This window comes from Micromonospora sp. BL4, from assembly GCF_003667505.1.
In the GTDB taxonomy this organism is placed as follows: domain Bacteria; phylum Actinomycetota; class Actinomycetes; order Mycobacteriales; family Micromonosporaceae; genus Micromonospora.
The window spans coordinates 13,780-29,513 of the sequence record NZ_RCVJ01000101.1; the positions used below are offsets into that span (position 1 = coordinate 13,780).

The window sequence follows — 15,734 nt, forward strand, 5'->3', positions numbered from 1 at the left end:
GCCCACGGGGCGGCCCGGAGGTTTCCGGATTGTTACTCGCTCGTGTCTGGCAGGGGCTGGACCGGACCGGATGCAAGCGCTTACATGTGTGCACGCCCATCGGGACCGGCGCCGCGCCATCGAGCACGACCGCGCCGGCTAGAAAGGAGGACGGCATGGCGGTCTTTACCAGACCACGCCAGGCCTTCGTGATCGCCGGCGTACTGGGGCTGGCGCTCAGCGCCACCGCTTGCGGTACCGGCGACGACAAGAAGAGCAGCAACGCGAGCTCCGCGGAGTGCGCCGCATACGACAAGTACGAGGGCCACGACGGCAAGAAGGTCTCCATCTACGCGTCCATCCGTGACGCCGAGGCCGACCTGCTGGAGCGGTCCTGGTCGCAGTTCACCGACTGCACCGGCATCGAGATCGACTACGAGGGCAACGCCGAGTTCGAGGCGCAGCTCCCGGTCCGGGTCGACGGCGGCAACGCGCCCGACCTGGCGTTCGTGCCTCAGCCGGGTCTGGTCAAGCGGTTCGCCGACGCCGGCAAGCTGAAGTCCCTCGGGGCCGACACCAAGACGATGGCCGAGCAGAACCTGCCGGCCGACTGGCTGAAGTACGGCACCGTCAACGGCACCCTCTACGGCGTGCCGCTCGGCGCCAACGTGAAGTCCTTCGTCTGGTACTCGCCGAAGCTCTTCAAGGAGAAGGGCTGGACGGTCCCGACCAGCTGGGACGACATGATCAAGCTCAGCGACACGATCGCCGCGAGCGGCATCAAGCCGTGGTGCGCCGGCATCGAGTCCGGTGACGCCACCGGCTGGCCGGCCACGGACTGGATCGAGGACGTGGTCCTGCGGACGCAGGGCCCCGAGGTCTACGACCAGTGGACCACCCACGCCATCCCGTTCAACGACCCGAGGATCGTCGACGCGGTCAACCGCGCCGGCGCCATCCTGAAGAACGAGAAGTACATGAACGGCGGCTTCGGCGGTGTGAAGAGCATCGGCACCACCGCCTTCGGTGAGGCCGGCCTGCCCGTCACCACCGGCAAGTGCGCGATGCACCGGCAGGCGTCGTTCTACGCCAACCAGTTCCCCGAGGGCACGAAGGTGGCCGAGGACGGCGACGCGTTCGCCTTCTACTTCCCGGCCATCGACTCGGCCAAGGGCAAGCCGGTGCTGGGCGCGGGCGAGTTCGTCGTCGCGTACGCCGACCGTCCCGAGGTCCAGGCGGTGCAGACCTACCTCGCCTCCAGCGAGTACGTCAACAGCCGCGCGAAGCTCGGCAACTGGGTCACGGCGAACAACAAGCTGGACATCGCCAACGTCGCCAGCCCGATCGACAAGCTCTCCGTCCAGATCCTGCAGGACAAGACCGGCACGTTCCGCTTCGACGGATCCGACCTGATGCCGGCCGCCGTCGGCGCGGGGACGTTCTGGAAGGGCATGGTCGAGTGGATCAACGGCAAGGACACCGCGTCGGTGCTCCAGGGCATCGAGAGCAGCTGGAAGTGATCTGAACGGTGGGCCGGTCCGCACCCGCGGACCGGCCCACCGGCGGATCTGGACCTGGGAGGGTCGATGGAGTTCGACTTCGCGGAGGAACAGCCGAAGTTCCTCATGCTGATGTACGGGCTGATCGCTTTCGTCGCGGTGGTGGGCGGTCTGCTCCTGCTCCTCGACGTGGTGCCGGCCTGGTTCGCCCGCCGTCGGGAGGCGCAGCTCGTCGCCGCGTCCGCCAGCGGCGCCCCGCTCCCCCGGCGCCCGAAGCAACGGGAAGGGCTCTTCGCGCTCTTCTTCATGCTGCCGACGGTGCTGCTGCTCACCATCGGGCTGGTCGTGCCGGCCATCCGCACCACGTTGCTCTCCCTGATGGACAGGGACAGCAACGAGTGGGTGGGCCTGGCCAACTACAGCTGGATGTTCTCCGAAAGCTCGATCATCCGGGTGCTGACCAACAGCCTGATCTGGGTGATCCTGGTCCCGCTGGTGGCGACCGGCTTCGGCCTGATCTACGCCGTGCTGGTGGACAAGGCCCGGTTCGAGGCCGTCGCCAAGTCGCTGATCTTCCTGCCGATGGCGATCTCGTTCGTCGGCGCGAGCATCATCTGGAAGTTCGTCTACGCCTACCGCGGCGACGGCGACCAGATCGGCCTGCTCAACCACATCGTGGTCAGCCTCGGCGGCGAACCCAAGCAGTGGCTGCTCGAGTCGCCGCTGAACACGCTGCTGCTGATCGTCATCATGATCTGGATCCAGGCCGGCTTCGCCATGGTGGTGCTCTCCGCCGCGATCAAGGCCATCCCCGGCGACATCGTGGAGGCCGCCCGGCTCGACGGAGTCAGCCCGTGGCAGATGTTCTGGCAGATCACCATGCCGACCATCCGACCGGCGCTGATCGTGGTGGTGGTGACCCTCTCGATCGCCACGCTCAAGGTCTTCGACATCGTCCGAACCGCGACCAACGGCAACTACGACACCAGCGTGATCGCCAACGAGATGTACAACCAGGCCTTCCGGTACGGCGAGAACGGGCAGGGCTCCGCGCTCGCCGTCTTCCTCTTCATCCTGGTCATCCCGATCGTGATCTACCAGATCCGCAACCTCCGTCAGCAGCGGGAGGGCTGAGATGACCACTACCACGCCCACAGTCGCCGTCGGCACCCAGCAGACCGACGGGCCGAAGACCACCGCCGGGCGGGTCCGCAAGCGGCTGAACAGCCGCACCGCGACCCTCGTCTCGATCGTCATCGCGGTGGTCTGGACCATCCCGACCTTCGGCCTGTTCATCTCCTCGCTCCGGCCCGAGGACGAGATCAAGACCACCGGCTGGTGGACCGCCTTCACCAAGCCGCAGTTCACCCTGGAGAACTACCAGCAGGTCCTGTTCGGCCGGTCATCGTCGTCCGGGCAGCTGGCCAGCTACTTCATCAACTCCCTGGCGATCACCATCCCGTCGGTGCTCTTCCCACTCGCCTTCGCCTCCCTGGCGGCGTACGCGCTGGCCTGGATCAACTTCCGGGGTCGGGACTGGGCCTACATCGCGATCTTCGCGCTGCAGATCGTGCCCCTGCAGATGGCGCTGGTGCCGCTGCTGAAGTTCTTCTCCACCGGTGTCACCGTCGCCGGCGTCACCCTGATGCCGGCCTGGGACCTGGTCGACGAACAGAAGTTCGCCCAGGTGTGGTTCGCGCACACCTGCTTCGCGCTCCCGTTCGCCGTCTACCTGCTGCACAACTTCATCTCGCAGCTACCCGGAGACCTGATGGAGGCGGCCCGGGTCGACGGCGCCGGCCACCCGAAGATCTTCCGCACCATCGTGCTGCCGCTGATCACCCCGGCGCTCGCCGCGATCGGCATCTTCCAGTTCCTCTGGGTCTGGAACGACCTGCTGGTCGCGCTGATCTTCGCCGGTGGCGGCGACGAGACCGCCCCGCTCACCGTCCGACTGGCCGAGATGGCCGGCACCCGGGGCAACGAATGGCAGCGGCTGACGGCCGGGGCGTTCGTGTCGATCGTCGTACCGCTCATCGTGTTCCTGTCCCTGCAGCGCTACTTCGTGCGAGGCCTGCTCGCCGGCAGCGTCAAGGGCTGACCCGCTTGCCCGCCGCCGCCTGGCCCCTCGGGCGGCGGCGGGCGCCGGGTACCGAGCGGGGGAACCGTGACGAAGATTGATGATGTCGCCCGGCTGGCCGGAGTGTCGACGGCCACCGTTTCGCGGGCGCTGCGCGGGCTGCCGACGGTCTCCGCCGCCACCCGGCGCCGCGTCCTCGCCGCCGCCGAGCAGCTCGACTACGAGGTCTCGCCGAGCGCGTCCCGGCTCGCCGGTGGCCGCACCGGCACAGTCGCGGTGGTGGTCCCCCGGATCACCCGGTGGTTCTTCAGCACGGTCGTCGAGGCGGTCGAGGCGTTCCTCCACGAGTCCGGCTACGACCTGCTGCTCTACAACCTGGGTGGTCGGGAGCAGGTCCGCCAGCGGGTGCTGCGCACCGCCAACCTGCACAAGCGGGTGGACGCCATCATGCTGGTCGCCACGCCGCTGCGCCCGGCCGACCTGACCGCGCTGGCCGCACTGGACCTGCCCGGGGTGACCATCAGCTCGGGGACCAGGGTGCCCAACTGGCCGTGCGTGCGGATCGACGACGTGGCTGCCGCCCGTACCGCCACCCGGCACCTGCTCGACCTCGGCCACCGCCGGATCGCGCACATCTCCGGCGACCCCGACGACGAGCTGGCCTTCACCACCCACCTGGACCGACGCCGGGGCTATCAGGAGGAGCTGCGGGCCGCCGGCATGCGACCCGACCCGAGCCTGGACGTCGAGTCGACGTTCACCATCGACGGCGGCAACCGGGCCACCGCCGAACTGCTCGCCCGGGGAGAGCCGCCGACCGCGATCGTCGCCGCCTGCGACGAGATGGCGATGGGCGCGATGACCGCGCTGCGCGACGCCGGGCTGCGCGTACCGCAGGACGTCAGCGTGGTCGGCATCGACGACCACGACCTGGCCGGCGTGCTCGGGCTCAGCACCATCGCCCAGCCCGCCGCCGAGCAGGGTCGGCTGGCCGCCCGGATGCTGCTCGACCCGCTCGGGGTCCGGAGCCTGGGCCCGATCGTGGGTCAACGGACCCCCGGTTGCGACACCCCGGTGATCCTGCCCACTCGGCTGGTCGTCCGGGACTCGACCGCACCACCCCGGGCACACTGAAAACTCCAACCATCCGCCGCCGGCGGCTGGCGGCGACGCGGCCGGCAGCAGCATCCGGCAGTCCACCCACAGCGCGACACGGGAGACGACCCTGAACACCGATCCGATGCAGCAGACCCCCTCCGGTCACCCGGTCACCGGCTGGTGGACCGAGGCCTCCATCTACCAGATCTACCCCCGCTCGTTCGCCGACTCGGACGGGGACGGCGTCGGCGATCTGCCGGGCATCACGGCCCGCCTCGACCACCTGGTCGAGCTGGGTGTGGACGCGGTGTGGCTCTCCCCGTTCTACCCGTCGCCCCAGGCCGACGCCGGCTACGACGTAGCCGACTACCGGGACGTCGACCCGCTGTTCGGCACCCTCGCCGACGCGGACAAGCTGATCGCCGAGGCCCGCTCCCGCGGCCTGCGCGTGATCGTCGACCTGGTGCCGAACCACACCTCCTCGGCGCACCGCTGGTTCCAGGCCGCCCTGTCCGCCGCGCCCGGCAGCGCGGAGCGCTCCCGGTACATCTTCCGCGACGGCCTCGGCCCGACCGGCGACCAGCCGCCGAACGACTGGCAGAGCGTCTTCGGCGGCCCCGCCTGGACCCGGACGGTCGACCCCGACGGTCAGCCCGGCCAGTGGTACCTGCACCTGTTCGACACGGGCCAGCCGGACCTCAACTGGGACAACCCGGAGGTGCACGCGGAGTTCCTGGACGTGCTGCGGTTCTGGCTCGACCGCGGGGTGGACGGCTTCCGGGTCGACGTGGCGCACGGTCTGGTCAAGCAGGCCGACCTGGCCGACTGGCAGGAGCCGCAGGAGATCCTGTCCGGCAACGAGGTGGACAAGCCGCGCCCACCGATGTGGGACCAGGAGGGCGTACACGAGATCTACCGTCAGTGGCGGCAGCTTCTCGACAGCTACCCCGGCGAGCGGGTGCTGGTCGCCGAGGCGTGGGTGGAGCCGGCCGAGCGGCTGGCCCGCTACGTCCGCCCGGACGAGATGCATCAGGCGTTCAACTTCGAGTACCTGCTCGCCGCCTGGACCGCACCGGCCCAGTACGCGGTGATCACCCGCTCGTTGGAGGCGACCGACTCGGTCGGCGCGCCGACCACCTGGGTGCTGTCCAACCACGACGTCGTGCGGCACGCGTCCCGGCTGGGCCTGCCCGTCGGCACCGCCCGGCCCAACGGCATCGGCATCGGCGACCCGCAGCCCGACGCCGCGCTCGGCCTGCGCCGGGCCCGGGCGGCCACGCTGCTGATGCTCGCCCTGCCCGGCTCGGCCTACCTCTACCAGGGTGAGGAGCTGGGCCTGCCGGAGCACACCACGCTGCCCGACGAGGCCCGGCAGGACCCGACCTGGGCGCGCAGCGGACACACCCAGCGCGGCCGGGATGGGTGCCGGGTGCCGATCCCGTGGGAGGCGGACGCGCCGTCGTACGGCTTCGGGCCGTCCGACGCCAGCTGGCTGCCGCAGCCCCCGCTGTGGGCGGAGTACGCGCTGGACCGCCAGCGCGACGTGCCCGGGTCGACGTACGAGCTGTACCGCACGGCGTTGCGGCTGCGCCGCGCCCACGGGCTGGGCCGCGGCACGCTGGAATGGCTGTCCTCCGGCGACGAGGTGCTGACCTTCCGCAACGGTGAGCTGACCGTGCTGACCAACTTCGGCGCCACTCCGGTACCGGTTCCGGCCGGCGCCGAACTGCTCGCTTCCAGCGCACCGCTGCACGACGACGGGACGGTGCCGACCGACGTGACGGTCTGGGTACGCGCCTGATCCCCGCCTGTCCGGCCCGTCCCGCCGCCCCTGCTCCTGAGCGGGTCGGCGGGACGGGCCGGGGTGCTGTGGAGCTGATGTCGCAGACGAATCGCTGCGCGCACCCGCACCTCGCGGTCAGAGGCGGTCGGCGCGGGTGTGCAGGAGGTCGTGCACGTTCTCGATGTCGGCCGGTGAGGTCCGCGAGGCGAGCCAGTACATGATGCCGGTGGGAATGAAGAAGAGCTGGAACGCGGCCAGCCCGACGGCGTAGTTCAGCGGCGGCGGGAACGCCGCCTTCAGGCCCTGGAACGCCGCCCCGACCAACCCGTTGCCGGCCGCCCGGCCGACACCGTTGACCAGGTTGCCGAGGCTGTACACGGTGCCCCGGTGCTCCGGCGGGTTCACGTCGGCGATCAACGCGAACCAGTTGGGCGAGTTCGCCGACGTCAGCGCGAGCGCCAGTACGGCCGTGAGCAGGCTCAGCCCGACCGACGGCTCGGTGAACACACTGGACAGGATCGCGCCGATCACCGCGCCGCCGCTGGCGCCGTCCGGCACGTCGATCCGTATCGGCACGAAGAACAGCACCAGGTAGAACGGCAGCGCGGCGAGGATACCGACCGCGGCGACCAACGCCCGGCCCCCAGGGTTACGCCGCTGCACCGCGTCACCGATCAGCCCGCCGACGATGGAGAGCACCCCGCCGAGCTGGAACAGCGTGGCGAAGACGCTGCCCACCACCACCGCGGTCGACTCCGAGTAACCCTGCGCCTCGGCGCGCTCCGCGAAGAGCACCGGGAGCCAGACCAGCGAGCCGAAGGCGGCCTGCGCGGTCAGGCCCTGCAGGATCAGCCACCGGTTGGTCCGCCGGGCCAGGATCCGCGGCAGGTCGGCGCGGCTGATCCGGTAGTCGTACTCGGCCCCCTCGTGCAGCGCCGGGGCCAGCTCCGGCTCGCTCTGGCCGCGCCGGATGTCGTAGGTGAACAGGTAGGCCAGGGTGGCGGCCAGGCCCACGCCGGTCAGCACCAGGAACGGCCGCCGCCAGTCGCTCGCGCCGAGCAGCCCGCCGACCAGCGTGCCGGCCAGCGTGCCGACCCCCTGGGAGAGACCCCAGAAGCTCATGACCAGCCCTCGGCGCGTCGGTGAGATGAGGTCGGTGACCACCGAGAAGCCCACCGAGCCGACCGCGCCGAGGCCGACCGCCGCGACCAACTGCGCGACCAGGAACGTCAGGTACCCGCCCGCGAGGGCGCTGCCGCCGGTGCCCGCCGCCCAGATCAGCGTGCCCACCATGAGCAGCGGCTTGCGGTTCGTGCGGTCGCCGACGTACGCCCAGCCGACCGCGGCCACCGCGCTGACCAGGAAGCTGACCGCGGTGACCAGACCGAGCAGTCGCCCCGACACGTCGAACGCGTCGGCGATCGGCCCGTACAGCGGCGGGACCAGCCCGATCGCCACGTTGTCCAGTGAGGCGAGCAGCACGAACACCACGACGCTGTACAACCGGTGCGTCGGGCCGCCGCCACGGGCCCGCCGGAGGCGGCCCCTGGAAACTGTCATGACCGGCAGCCAACCAGAGGCGGATAACGACGCCGTACGTGGGTGCTCCCGTCACCCGTCCGTACGCAGGGCGGCGATCGGCTCGACCCGGGAGGCTCGCCAGGCCGGGTAGATCCCGGCCAGCAGGCCGACCACGGCGCCGAGCAGCGCCGAGCCGGGTGCCAACCAGGGCTGCATGACCGGCGTCCACTCCCGGACGTAGCTCACACCGACCACGGTGAGCACCCCGCCCGACGACCCCAGTACGCCGCCGAGCAGACCCACCAGGGCGGACTCCACCATGAAGAGCGCGGCTACGGATGCCCGAGTGCCACCCAGGCTGCGGCGCAGCCCGATCTCGCCGGTGCGTTGCAGCACCGACACCAGCATCGTGTTGGCAATGCCCACCGCGCCGATGACCAGGGTCACCAGGGCCAGTGCCAGGAAGAGCGCCTGGGTGTCCGCGGCGACCTTCGCCCGGGTGGCGTTCGGCTCGGCCGGACGTTGGGCGATCAGCGCGTCCGGTTGCTGAGGGGCCAGTGCGAGCGGGGCCTGCGACGCGACCACCGCCGCGGCCCCGACGCGTGTCCTCAATACGACGGACAGCGGGGCGGCCAGCCTGAACCGGGCGTGGGCGACCCCGTCCGGCATGATCACCGCGTCCAGGAGCGCCGGTGACCGCTCCACCGACACCAGGACACCGATGACCGAGAACGGCACGTCACCGACGAAGACGGCCGGGGACTGGCCCACGTCGGCCAGGTGCAACCGCTCGGCCAGTCGGCCACCCAGCACGACCACCCGGTCGCGCCGAGCCTCGTGCCCGCGGTCGTATGCGCGGCCGACGGCCACCCTCGCCTGCACGGCGTCGAACAGCCCGGGCGACGCGGCCACCAGCGGGGGGCGGACGACGTCGCTCGCCAACGGATCCACCACGGTGGTGGCCCGTACCGGTGTCTCCGGCAGGTCGAGAGTGCTCATCGTCCCAGCGGCGACGACCCCGGTCAGTCGGCTCGCCCGCTCAGCGGCGTCCCACGGGATGAGGTTCTCCGCCCGCTGCGGGCCGGCGTCAGGCGACGGAAGCACGGTCACCGACGTCGCCGCCAACTCGTCGAAGTGCGAGACGATCCGGGCGCTGGCGGTCGCGGCGAGGCCCAGGGTGGCCACCAGGGCCGCAATGCCGACCACCACGCCGAGCGCTGTCAGCACGGTGCGGTTGACCCGGGCGCCCACCCCCGCCAGAGCTTCCTCGACAAGGTCACGCATCCGGACGTACCTCGCGTACGGTGCCGTCGACGACCTGCACCCGGCGGGCGGCCCGGGCCGCGATCTGCGGGTCATGGGTGACCATCAGAACTGTCTGCCCCTCCGCGTGCAGCCGCGCGAAGAGCGTGAGAACCTCCTCGGCCGTCGCCGAATCGAGATTGCCGGTGGGCTCGTCGGCCAGCAACAGGTCCGGTCGGATGGAGAGCGCGCGGGCCACCGCCACCCGCTGACGTTCCCCGCCGGACAGCGTGTTCGGCATCGCCCCGACCCGGCCGCCCAGACCCACCCGGTCCAGTGCCTCCGCGGCACGAGCGGCCCGGAGCCGGCGGGGACAGCGGTTGTACATCAGCGCCACCGTGACGTTGTCCAGGGCCGAGCGGTGCGGCATCAGGTGGAAGGCTTGAAAGACGAAGCCGATCCGAGACGCGCGTAACCGGGTGCGTTCCCGATCCGAGAGACCGGCGACGTCCGCACCGTCGAGCAGGTACGCCCCCGAGGTCGGCCGATCGAGCAGGCCCAGGATCTGCAGCAGAGTGGACTTTCCCGAACCGGATCGACCGGTGATCGCCAGCCAGTCGCCGGACCGGACGGCCAGGTTGGTGGGTCGGAGTGCGGTCACCGGGCGGACCGCTGGATACACGCGCTCCACTCCCCGGAGCTCGACCAGCGCCGTCACGACCGTTCGCCGACGACGACCAGATCCGCCTCGGCCAGGTCGCCGTCCGCCACCCGCACCTCGGCGAACCCGTCGGCGGAGAGCCCGACCGTCACCGGGACGTCCCGGGCCCCCTGCGCGCTCGAGACCCGTACCCACGTCGCCCCGGAGGCGTCGGAGACCAGCGCCGCCAGCGGAACGGCGAGCACTGCGCCGCTGGTCGTGGAGATCGGGACACGGACCCGGACGTCTCGGCCGGGCAGGTTGGCCGGCACCGAGCCGACCGGTTTGACGCGCACCAGGTACTGCCCCTCGGGCACCCCACCGGTGCCGGGCTTGTCCGCCACGTGGGAGATCTCCCCGCGAAACGTGGCTACGCCGTCGCCTTCGTCCAACTCGACGCGCTGCCCGACCTTGAGCAGCCCCTGCTCCTCCGCGGTGACCGCACAGGTCACTTCGAGCGCCGCCGCCGTCAAGCTCAGCACCTTGCCGTCGGCCTGCCGGCCGAGGGCGGTGTCGACCCGATCGACCCGCCTGGGCAACGACGGAACGAAGGCGATCTCGCCGCGCGGGATGCGGACTCCGACCGCGTTCCGCAGTGTGACCAGCGCACTGCGGGCGGCGGACAGCCGCTGCTCGGCTTCGGCCACCCCCCGCTGCGCCGACGACACGTCTTTCGAGTCGGTCAGGTCGGCCAGATCGGACCGAGCCATCGCGATCTCCACCTCCGCTGCCGCCACCTCCGCGGTGAGCCTGCTGACCGTCGCGGCGGGCGCACCGGCCGCGACCGCGTCATCCCGCTCCTGCGCTGCGGCGTCACGCGCGGCCACCGCGCTGTTCACCCGGGCACGGGCCACCGTGAGTTGGGCCGCAGGCGGACCTTCGCGGGCGGCGGTCAGGGCGGAACGAGCCGCAGCGACGGCGGTGCCCGCGGCAGAGACACGCTCTCTGCCGGCCGCGAGCTGCTGCTCCTGCTCCGCGGATGGCGCGACCGGGGCGTATCCGACGGCGCGGTAGAGCCGGTCCACCGCGGTCGAGGTACGGGAATCGTAGGTGTCGTCCGGCGTGGCGGTGAGATGACCGAGCCGGGCCAGTGCCCGTTCGAGCTGCCGGACGTCGGGACCGCTGCTGCCCTGCGCGAGGGCGCGGTACATCGGAATCACCCCGTCCAGCACGATCACCGGACGGCCGGACACCTGCAGCGCCACATCCCCTTCGTCCAGCGCGGTTCCGGCGCGGGGCACGGCGCCGGTGACGACCAGCTTTCCGAGCCGGCCGTCGCCGAGGTCGGCGTCCACAGTCAGCGCCTGCGGCTCAGCGAAGCCGAGGGTGCCGCGGACGACCACCGAGGTGGCGACGACCCGACGCTCGACGGGCACGGTGACCGGCCCGGCCGCGGGGGCGGCGGCATGGCGGGCGACGTCCGACGGGGATTCGACCGACCGGCCGAACCACCAACCCGCCGCTGCCGCCAGCACGGCCACCGCGACGAGCGTCGAGAGTGGACGTGAGCGCGGCACACCTACCGCTCGGCGGAGAGCCCCGAGCCGGAGCCGTGCGGGTAACGTCGGGCTCACAGCTCACCAGCCAACGCCTTGTCCAGGTATTCCTTGTAGACCTGCTTGTACAGATCGTCGTAGGGCCACTGGCAGGGCTCGGTCTGTCGGGCCTCGGCAATCTCCCGCGCCTGCAACCGTTTGAGCTCGGCCAGCTCACCGGCGGCGAAGACGTCCTCCAGCCGTAGACCGGAACTGTCCCGGCCACTTCCCGCCGCCGTCTCGACCGCCCGCTCGAAGCCGTCGCGGAACCGTTCGGCAGCCTTCGACAGGGCCAACGATCGCTGGTCGGCGCTGTCGAAGCCCTTCTCCCGCAGGCAGCCGGCCCGGGTCTTGAGTGCCTCCACGACCCGTTGGTCGGCGTCCACGGAAGCGTAGATCTTGTCGCTGCGTGCCGACTCCTCGGCCGAGAGCGTGAGGCTGGCGATATTCGGGGCCGGGCCGAACTGGCGCTCGGCGTCGCGCTGGCAGACCATCAACCGTCGCTTCCACCCCCCGGCCTGGTCGGCTGGCATCGCGCGCAGCTTCTCCCGATTCGGGTCGACCCTGGCCGTTCCCTGTGGCAGGTAGTCGATCAATGTGGTCAGGCCGTAGCCGTAGCGTTGGACGAATTGCTCCCGGCTGAGGCCGAGCGCGACGCGGCGGTCGACCGCCGCCTGGTCGATGTATGGCAGGTACTCGTAACCCTCAGCCTTCATGCACTCGGCGAGCGCGGCGTTCACCTTGTCCCAGTGGGCCACCACCTCGTCGCGTGTAGCGTCGCCACGCTCCAGGACCTGCTCCATCACCCGCTCGACCGACGCCGATTCGGCGGCGCCTGGATCCTCCGGGCCAGAACAGCCGGACACCAGGACGCCGGCCAGGAGCACCATCACAAGCCTTGTCACACGCATTTCCACCCCATCCACCGAGGTGGCCCGTGGCCGGACGCCGAAGACGTCGGTCACGGGCCGTGGGCATCGGTCAGTAGGCGCCGTGCTCGTAGAGCGGGCTGAGGGCTCCGGTCGAGACGAGTTGCCCCCGGAAGCCGGCGATGGTGTCGCCGTTCTGGTCCCAGAAGGTGTAGTTGTAGCCGGCCGAGTCGCAGCTGGTGCCCTGGGTGCCGACGTAGCTGGGGTCGTAGTAACGGATGGAGAGACACGAGCCGTCGGTGTAGGTGTCACTGATCTTGCCGTAGTAGACGCCGTTGCGGTTGCAGGTCTCCGGGGAGCGAGTGTTCTCGACCCCGCGCTTGACGCCACCGATGTACACCGACACCGATGCCGAGTAATTGGTCTCGTAGCAGACTGCCTGTGCGGGCGACGCGGCGACGGTGACGCCAGCCAGCGGCACTGCGGTCATGGCGAGCGCGACCAGGCTCGCTCGCCGTTTGGTGGCACCTTGGCTCTTCTTCACATCGACTCCTCCCGTTGGGTGTCCGAACCCTAGGCGATCGATGAGCGTCCACGCAGCCCGTTCGTCAGCCGCCGTTCCGTGTCAATGGATCACCGCGTGACCGACGGTCACCAGCATCCGGTGTGTGGACGAAACGGTGACCGTGGCACTCGCCAGGAGCAGCCATGATGATCGATTCGAGGTTGACCCAGCGCCATCCGAGCAGTGACCAACCGTGAGGCTACGAAACGGTAACGACCGGGACGGTGGAGACCTGCGGGGTCAGCGCCGGTCGAGGACCATCCCGCGCGCGGAGGCGTACTGGTCACGGACGGCGGGGACGGGCTCGGCCGCGTACTCCTCGGTGCCCTGGACCGTCCACCGCGGTGGCGCGTCACCGCCCAGGGCGACCCAGGCGGCCTGCCGGGCGGCGCCGTCGGCGACGTACTCCCCGGCCGGCGGGACGACCACCGGGCAGCCGAAGACCTGTGGCGCGATCCGGCGCACCGCGGCCGAGCGGGCTCCGCCGCCGACCAGGATGACCCGGCGGACGGTGGCGCCCTGCGCGGTCAACGCGTCGAGGCCGTCGGCGAGCGCGCAGAGCATGCCCTCCACGGCGGCCCGGGCCAGGTGCGCGGGCGTCGAGGTGCGCAGGGTCAGCCCGTGCACCGCGCCGGTGGCCAACGGGCGGTTCGGGGTCCGCTCCCCCTCCAGGTAGGGCACCATGACCAGCCCGTCGGCGCCGGCCGGCGCGGAGAGCGCCAGCTCGGCCAGCTCATCCAGGCCGACCCCGAGCATCGCGGCGGCGGCGTCCAGCACCCGGGCCGCGTTGAGCGTGCAGACCAGCGGCAGGAACCGGCCGGCCGCGTCGGCGAAGCCGGCCACCGCGCCACTGTCGTCGGCCGCCGCCACGTCGGCGACGCTGAACACCGTGCCGGAGGTGCCGATCGAGACGACCACGTCACCGGGGCCGGCGCCGACACCGAGCGCGGCGGCGGCGTTGTCGCCGGTGCCCGCGCCGAGCAGCGCGCCGCCCGACCCACCCAGCTCCCCGGCCGCCAGCGTGCCGGCCGACTCGGCCGGACCGAGCACCTCGGGCACCGCCAGCCGCCGACCGAAAGCCCGCTCCAGCAGGTCCAGCCGGTATCCGCCGCTCGCCGGCGACCAGTAGCCGGTGCCGCTGGCGTCACCCCGGTCGGTCCGCAGCGCGGCCAGCCCCGGCGCGCCGGCCAGTCGCCAGGTCAACCAGTCGTGCGGCAGGCAGACGGCGGCCACCCGGGCCGCCAGCTCCGGCTCGTGCCGGGCCAGCCAGCGCAGCTTGGTGACGGTGAAGCTGGCCACCGGCACGCTGCCGGTGGCCTCGGCCCAGAACCGACGCCCGGCCGCGCCGCCGCCGGCCTCCTCGACGAGATCGGCGGCGGCGTCGGCGGATCGGGTGTCGTTCCACAACAGGGCCGGGCGGACCACCCGACCGTCCTCGTCGAGACACACCATGCCGTGCTGCTGGCCGGCGACGGAGACCGCCGCGACGTCGGCCAACCCACCGGCCTGGTCTGCGGCGCGGCGCAGCGCCTGCCACCAGGCTTCCGGGTCGACCTCGGTGCCGTCCGGGTGGGGCGCCCGGCCCTGCCGGAGCAGGGCACCGGTCTCCGCGTCCCGGATCACCACCTTGCAGGACTGGGTGGACGAGTCAACGCCTGCGACCAGCGGCATGGCGGGGCCTCAGCGGGCGCCGAGCAGGTGCTCGACGGCGAGCTGGTTGAGCCGGACGAAGCCGAAGCCACGGGCGGCCACCGCGTCGACGTCGAACTCCTCGAAGGAGGACCGGTCGGCAAGCAGCCCCTCATAGCCCTCACCGCTGTTGAGCGTCGGGGCGCTCAGCTCGCCGACCTTGCTCGCGGCCAGTGCCTCGATCACCTCGGGGTCGGCGCGGAACGCCGCGGCACGCTCCTTGAGCAGGAGGTACGTGGCCATGTTGGCCGCCGCCGACGCCCACACCCCGTCCATGTCCTCGGTCCGGGAGGGCTTGTAGTCGAAGTGCCGAGGGCCGTCGTAGGTCGGGCCGCCGTTCGGGCCGCCGTTCTCCAGCAGGTCCACCAGGGCGAACGCGTTCATCAGGTCGCCGTGGCCGAAGACCAGGTCCTGGTCGTACTTGACGCCGCGCTGGCCGTTGAGGTCCAGGTGGAACAGCTTGCCCTGCCAGAGCGCCTGGGCGATGCCGTGGGCGTAGTTGAGACCGGCCATCTGCTCGTGGCCGACCTCCGGGTTGAGGCCGACCAGCTCCGGGTGTTCGAGCTGGGAGATGAAGGCGAGCGCGTGCCCGACGGTGGGCAGCAGGATGTCGCCGCGCGGCTCGTTGGGCTTGGGCTCCAGCGCGAACCGCAGGTTGTAGCCCCGGTCGATGACGTACTGGGTGAGCAGGTCGACCGCCTCGCGGTAGCGGTCCAGGGCGGCGCGGACGTCCTTGGCGACGTCGTACTCCGAGCCTTCCCGGCCGCCCCACATCACGAAGGTGCTGGCACCCAGCTCGGCGGCCAGGTCGACGTTGCGCAGCACCTTGCGCAGCGCGTAGCGGCGGACGTCGCGGTCGTTGCTGGTGAAGCCGCCGTCCTTGAAGACGGGGTGGTTGAAGAGGTTGGTGGTGACCATCGGCACCACCAGGCCGGTCTCGTCGAGGGCCTTGCGGAACCGGGCGATGTGCTGGTCGCGGGTCGTGGCGTCGACTCCGAACGGGACCAGGTCGTCGTCGTGGAAGGTGATCCCGTACGCGCCCAGCTCGGCGAGCCGGTTGACCGCCTCGACCGGGTCCAGCTCGGGGCGGGTCGCCTCCCCGAACGGGTCGCGGGCCTGCCAGCCCACGGTCCAGAGCCCGAAGGAGAACTTGTCGGCGGGGGTGGGACTGGGT

At 71.3% G+C, this 15,734-nt stretch carries 13 protein-coding genes; 5 read left to right on the forward strand and 8 right to left on the reverse strand.

The features are described 5' to 3' along the window. Positions 1-155: 155 nt before the first annotated feature. From EAD89_RS09675 to EAD89_RS09695, 5 genes are all read left to right on the forward strand, one after another. Positions 156-1,499: an ABC transporter substrate-binding protein gene (locus tag EAD89_RS09675; RefSeq protein WP_121675477.1), complete on the forward strand. Its 1,344-nt coding sequence runs from the start codon at positions 156-158 to the stop codon at positions 1,497-1,499. A gap of 66 nt (positions 1,500-1,565) precedes the next feature. Next, positions 1,566-2,612, forward strand: a complete 1,047-nt coding sequence (locus tag EAD89_RS09680) for a carbohydrate ABC transporter permease (RefSeq protein ID WP_121675478.1) — start codon at positions 1,566-1,568, stop codon at positions 2,610-2,612. 1 nt (position 2,613) lies between these two features. Beyond that, positions 2,614-3,579, forward strand: a complete 966-nt coding sequence (locus EAD89_RS09685; protein ID WP_121675479.1) for a carbohydrate ABC transporter permease — start codon at positions 2,614-2,616, stop codon at positions 3,577-3,579. Between the two features lie 66 nt (positions 3,580-3,645). After that, a complete protein-coding gene (locus EAD89_RS09690; RefSeq protein ID WP_121653100.1) occupies positions 3,646-4,692 on the forward strand; it encodes a LacI family DNA-binding transcriptional regulator in 1,047 nt (348 codons plus the stop codon). Positions 4,693-4,798: 106 nt separating this feature from the next. Next, complete coding sequence (locus EAD89_RS09695) at positions 4,799-6,457, forward strand: glycoside hydrolase family 13 protein (protein WP_121675480.1); 1,659 nt, start codon at positions 4,799-4,801, stop codon at positions 6,455-6,457. Positions 6,458-6,574: 117 nt separating this feature from the next. Here EAD89_RS09695 and EAD89_RS09700 read toward each other — a convergent pair whose 3' ends face one another. The 8 genes from EAD89_RS09700 to xylA form a co-directional block, all read right to left on the reverse strand. Then, positions 6,575-7,999, reverse strand: a complete 1,425-nt coding sequence (locus EAD89_RS09700; protein WP_121675481.1) for an MFS transporter — start codon at positions 7,997-7,999, stop codon at positions 6,575-6,577. A gap of 51 nt (positions 8,000-8,050) precedes the next feature. Further along, the gene (locus EAD89_RS09705) at positions 8,051-9,244 is read right to left on the reverse strand and encodes an ABC transporter permease (RefSeq protein ID WP_121675482.1); all 1,194 of its coding nucleotides are present in this window, start codon (positions 9,242-9,244) and stop codon (positions 8,051-8,053) included. Then, positions 9,237-9,863, reverse strand: coding sequence for an ABC transporter ATP-binding protein (locus EAD89_RS09710; RefSeq protein WP_233578446.1), 627 nt, complete (start codon positions 9,861-9,863; stop codon positions 9,237-9,239). The genes EAD89_RS09705 and EAD89_RS09710 overlap by 8 nt, the downstream gene beginning before the upstream one ends. A gap of 53 nt (positions 9,864-9,916) precedes the next feature. Further along, the gene (locus tag EAD89_RS09715; RefSeq protein ID WP_121675483.1) at positions 9,917-11,383 is read right to left on the reverse strand and encodes a peptidoglycan-binding domain-containing protein; all 1,467 of its coding nucleotides are present in this window, start codon (positions 11,381-11,383) and stop codon (positions 9,917-9,919) included. A gap of 89 nt (positions 11,384-11,472) precedes the next feature. Beyond that, positions 11,473-12,402, reverse strand: coding sequence for a hypothetical protein (locus tag EAD89_RS09720; protein WP_147458785.1), 930 nt, complete (start codon positions 12,400-12,402; stop codon positions 11,473-11,475). 16 nt (positions 12,403-12,418) lie between these two features. Continuing rightward, on the reverse strand, positions 12,419-12,850 hold the full coding sequence (locus EAD89_RS09725; RefSeq protein ID WP_121653107.1) for a hypothetical protein: 432 nt from the start codon (positions 12,848-12,850) through the stop codon (positions 12,419-12,421). Positions 12,851-13,111: 261 nt separating this feature from the next. Continuing rightward, on the reverse strand, positions 13,112-14,542 hold the full coding sequence (gene xylB / locus EAD89_RS09730; protein ID WP_121675485.1) for a xylulokinase: 1,431 nt from the start codon (positions 14,540-14,542) through the stop codon (positions 13,112-13,114). A gap of 9 nt (positions 14,543-14,551) precedes the next feature. Further along, a partial coding sequence (xylA, locus tag EAD89_RS09735; protein ID WP_121675486.1) for a xylose isomerase occupies positions 14,552-15,734 on the reverse strand: 1,183 nt, incomplete at its 5' end.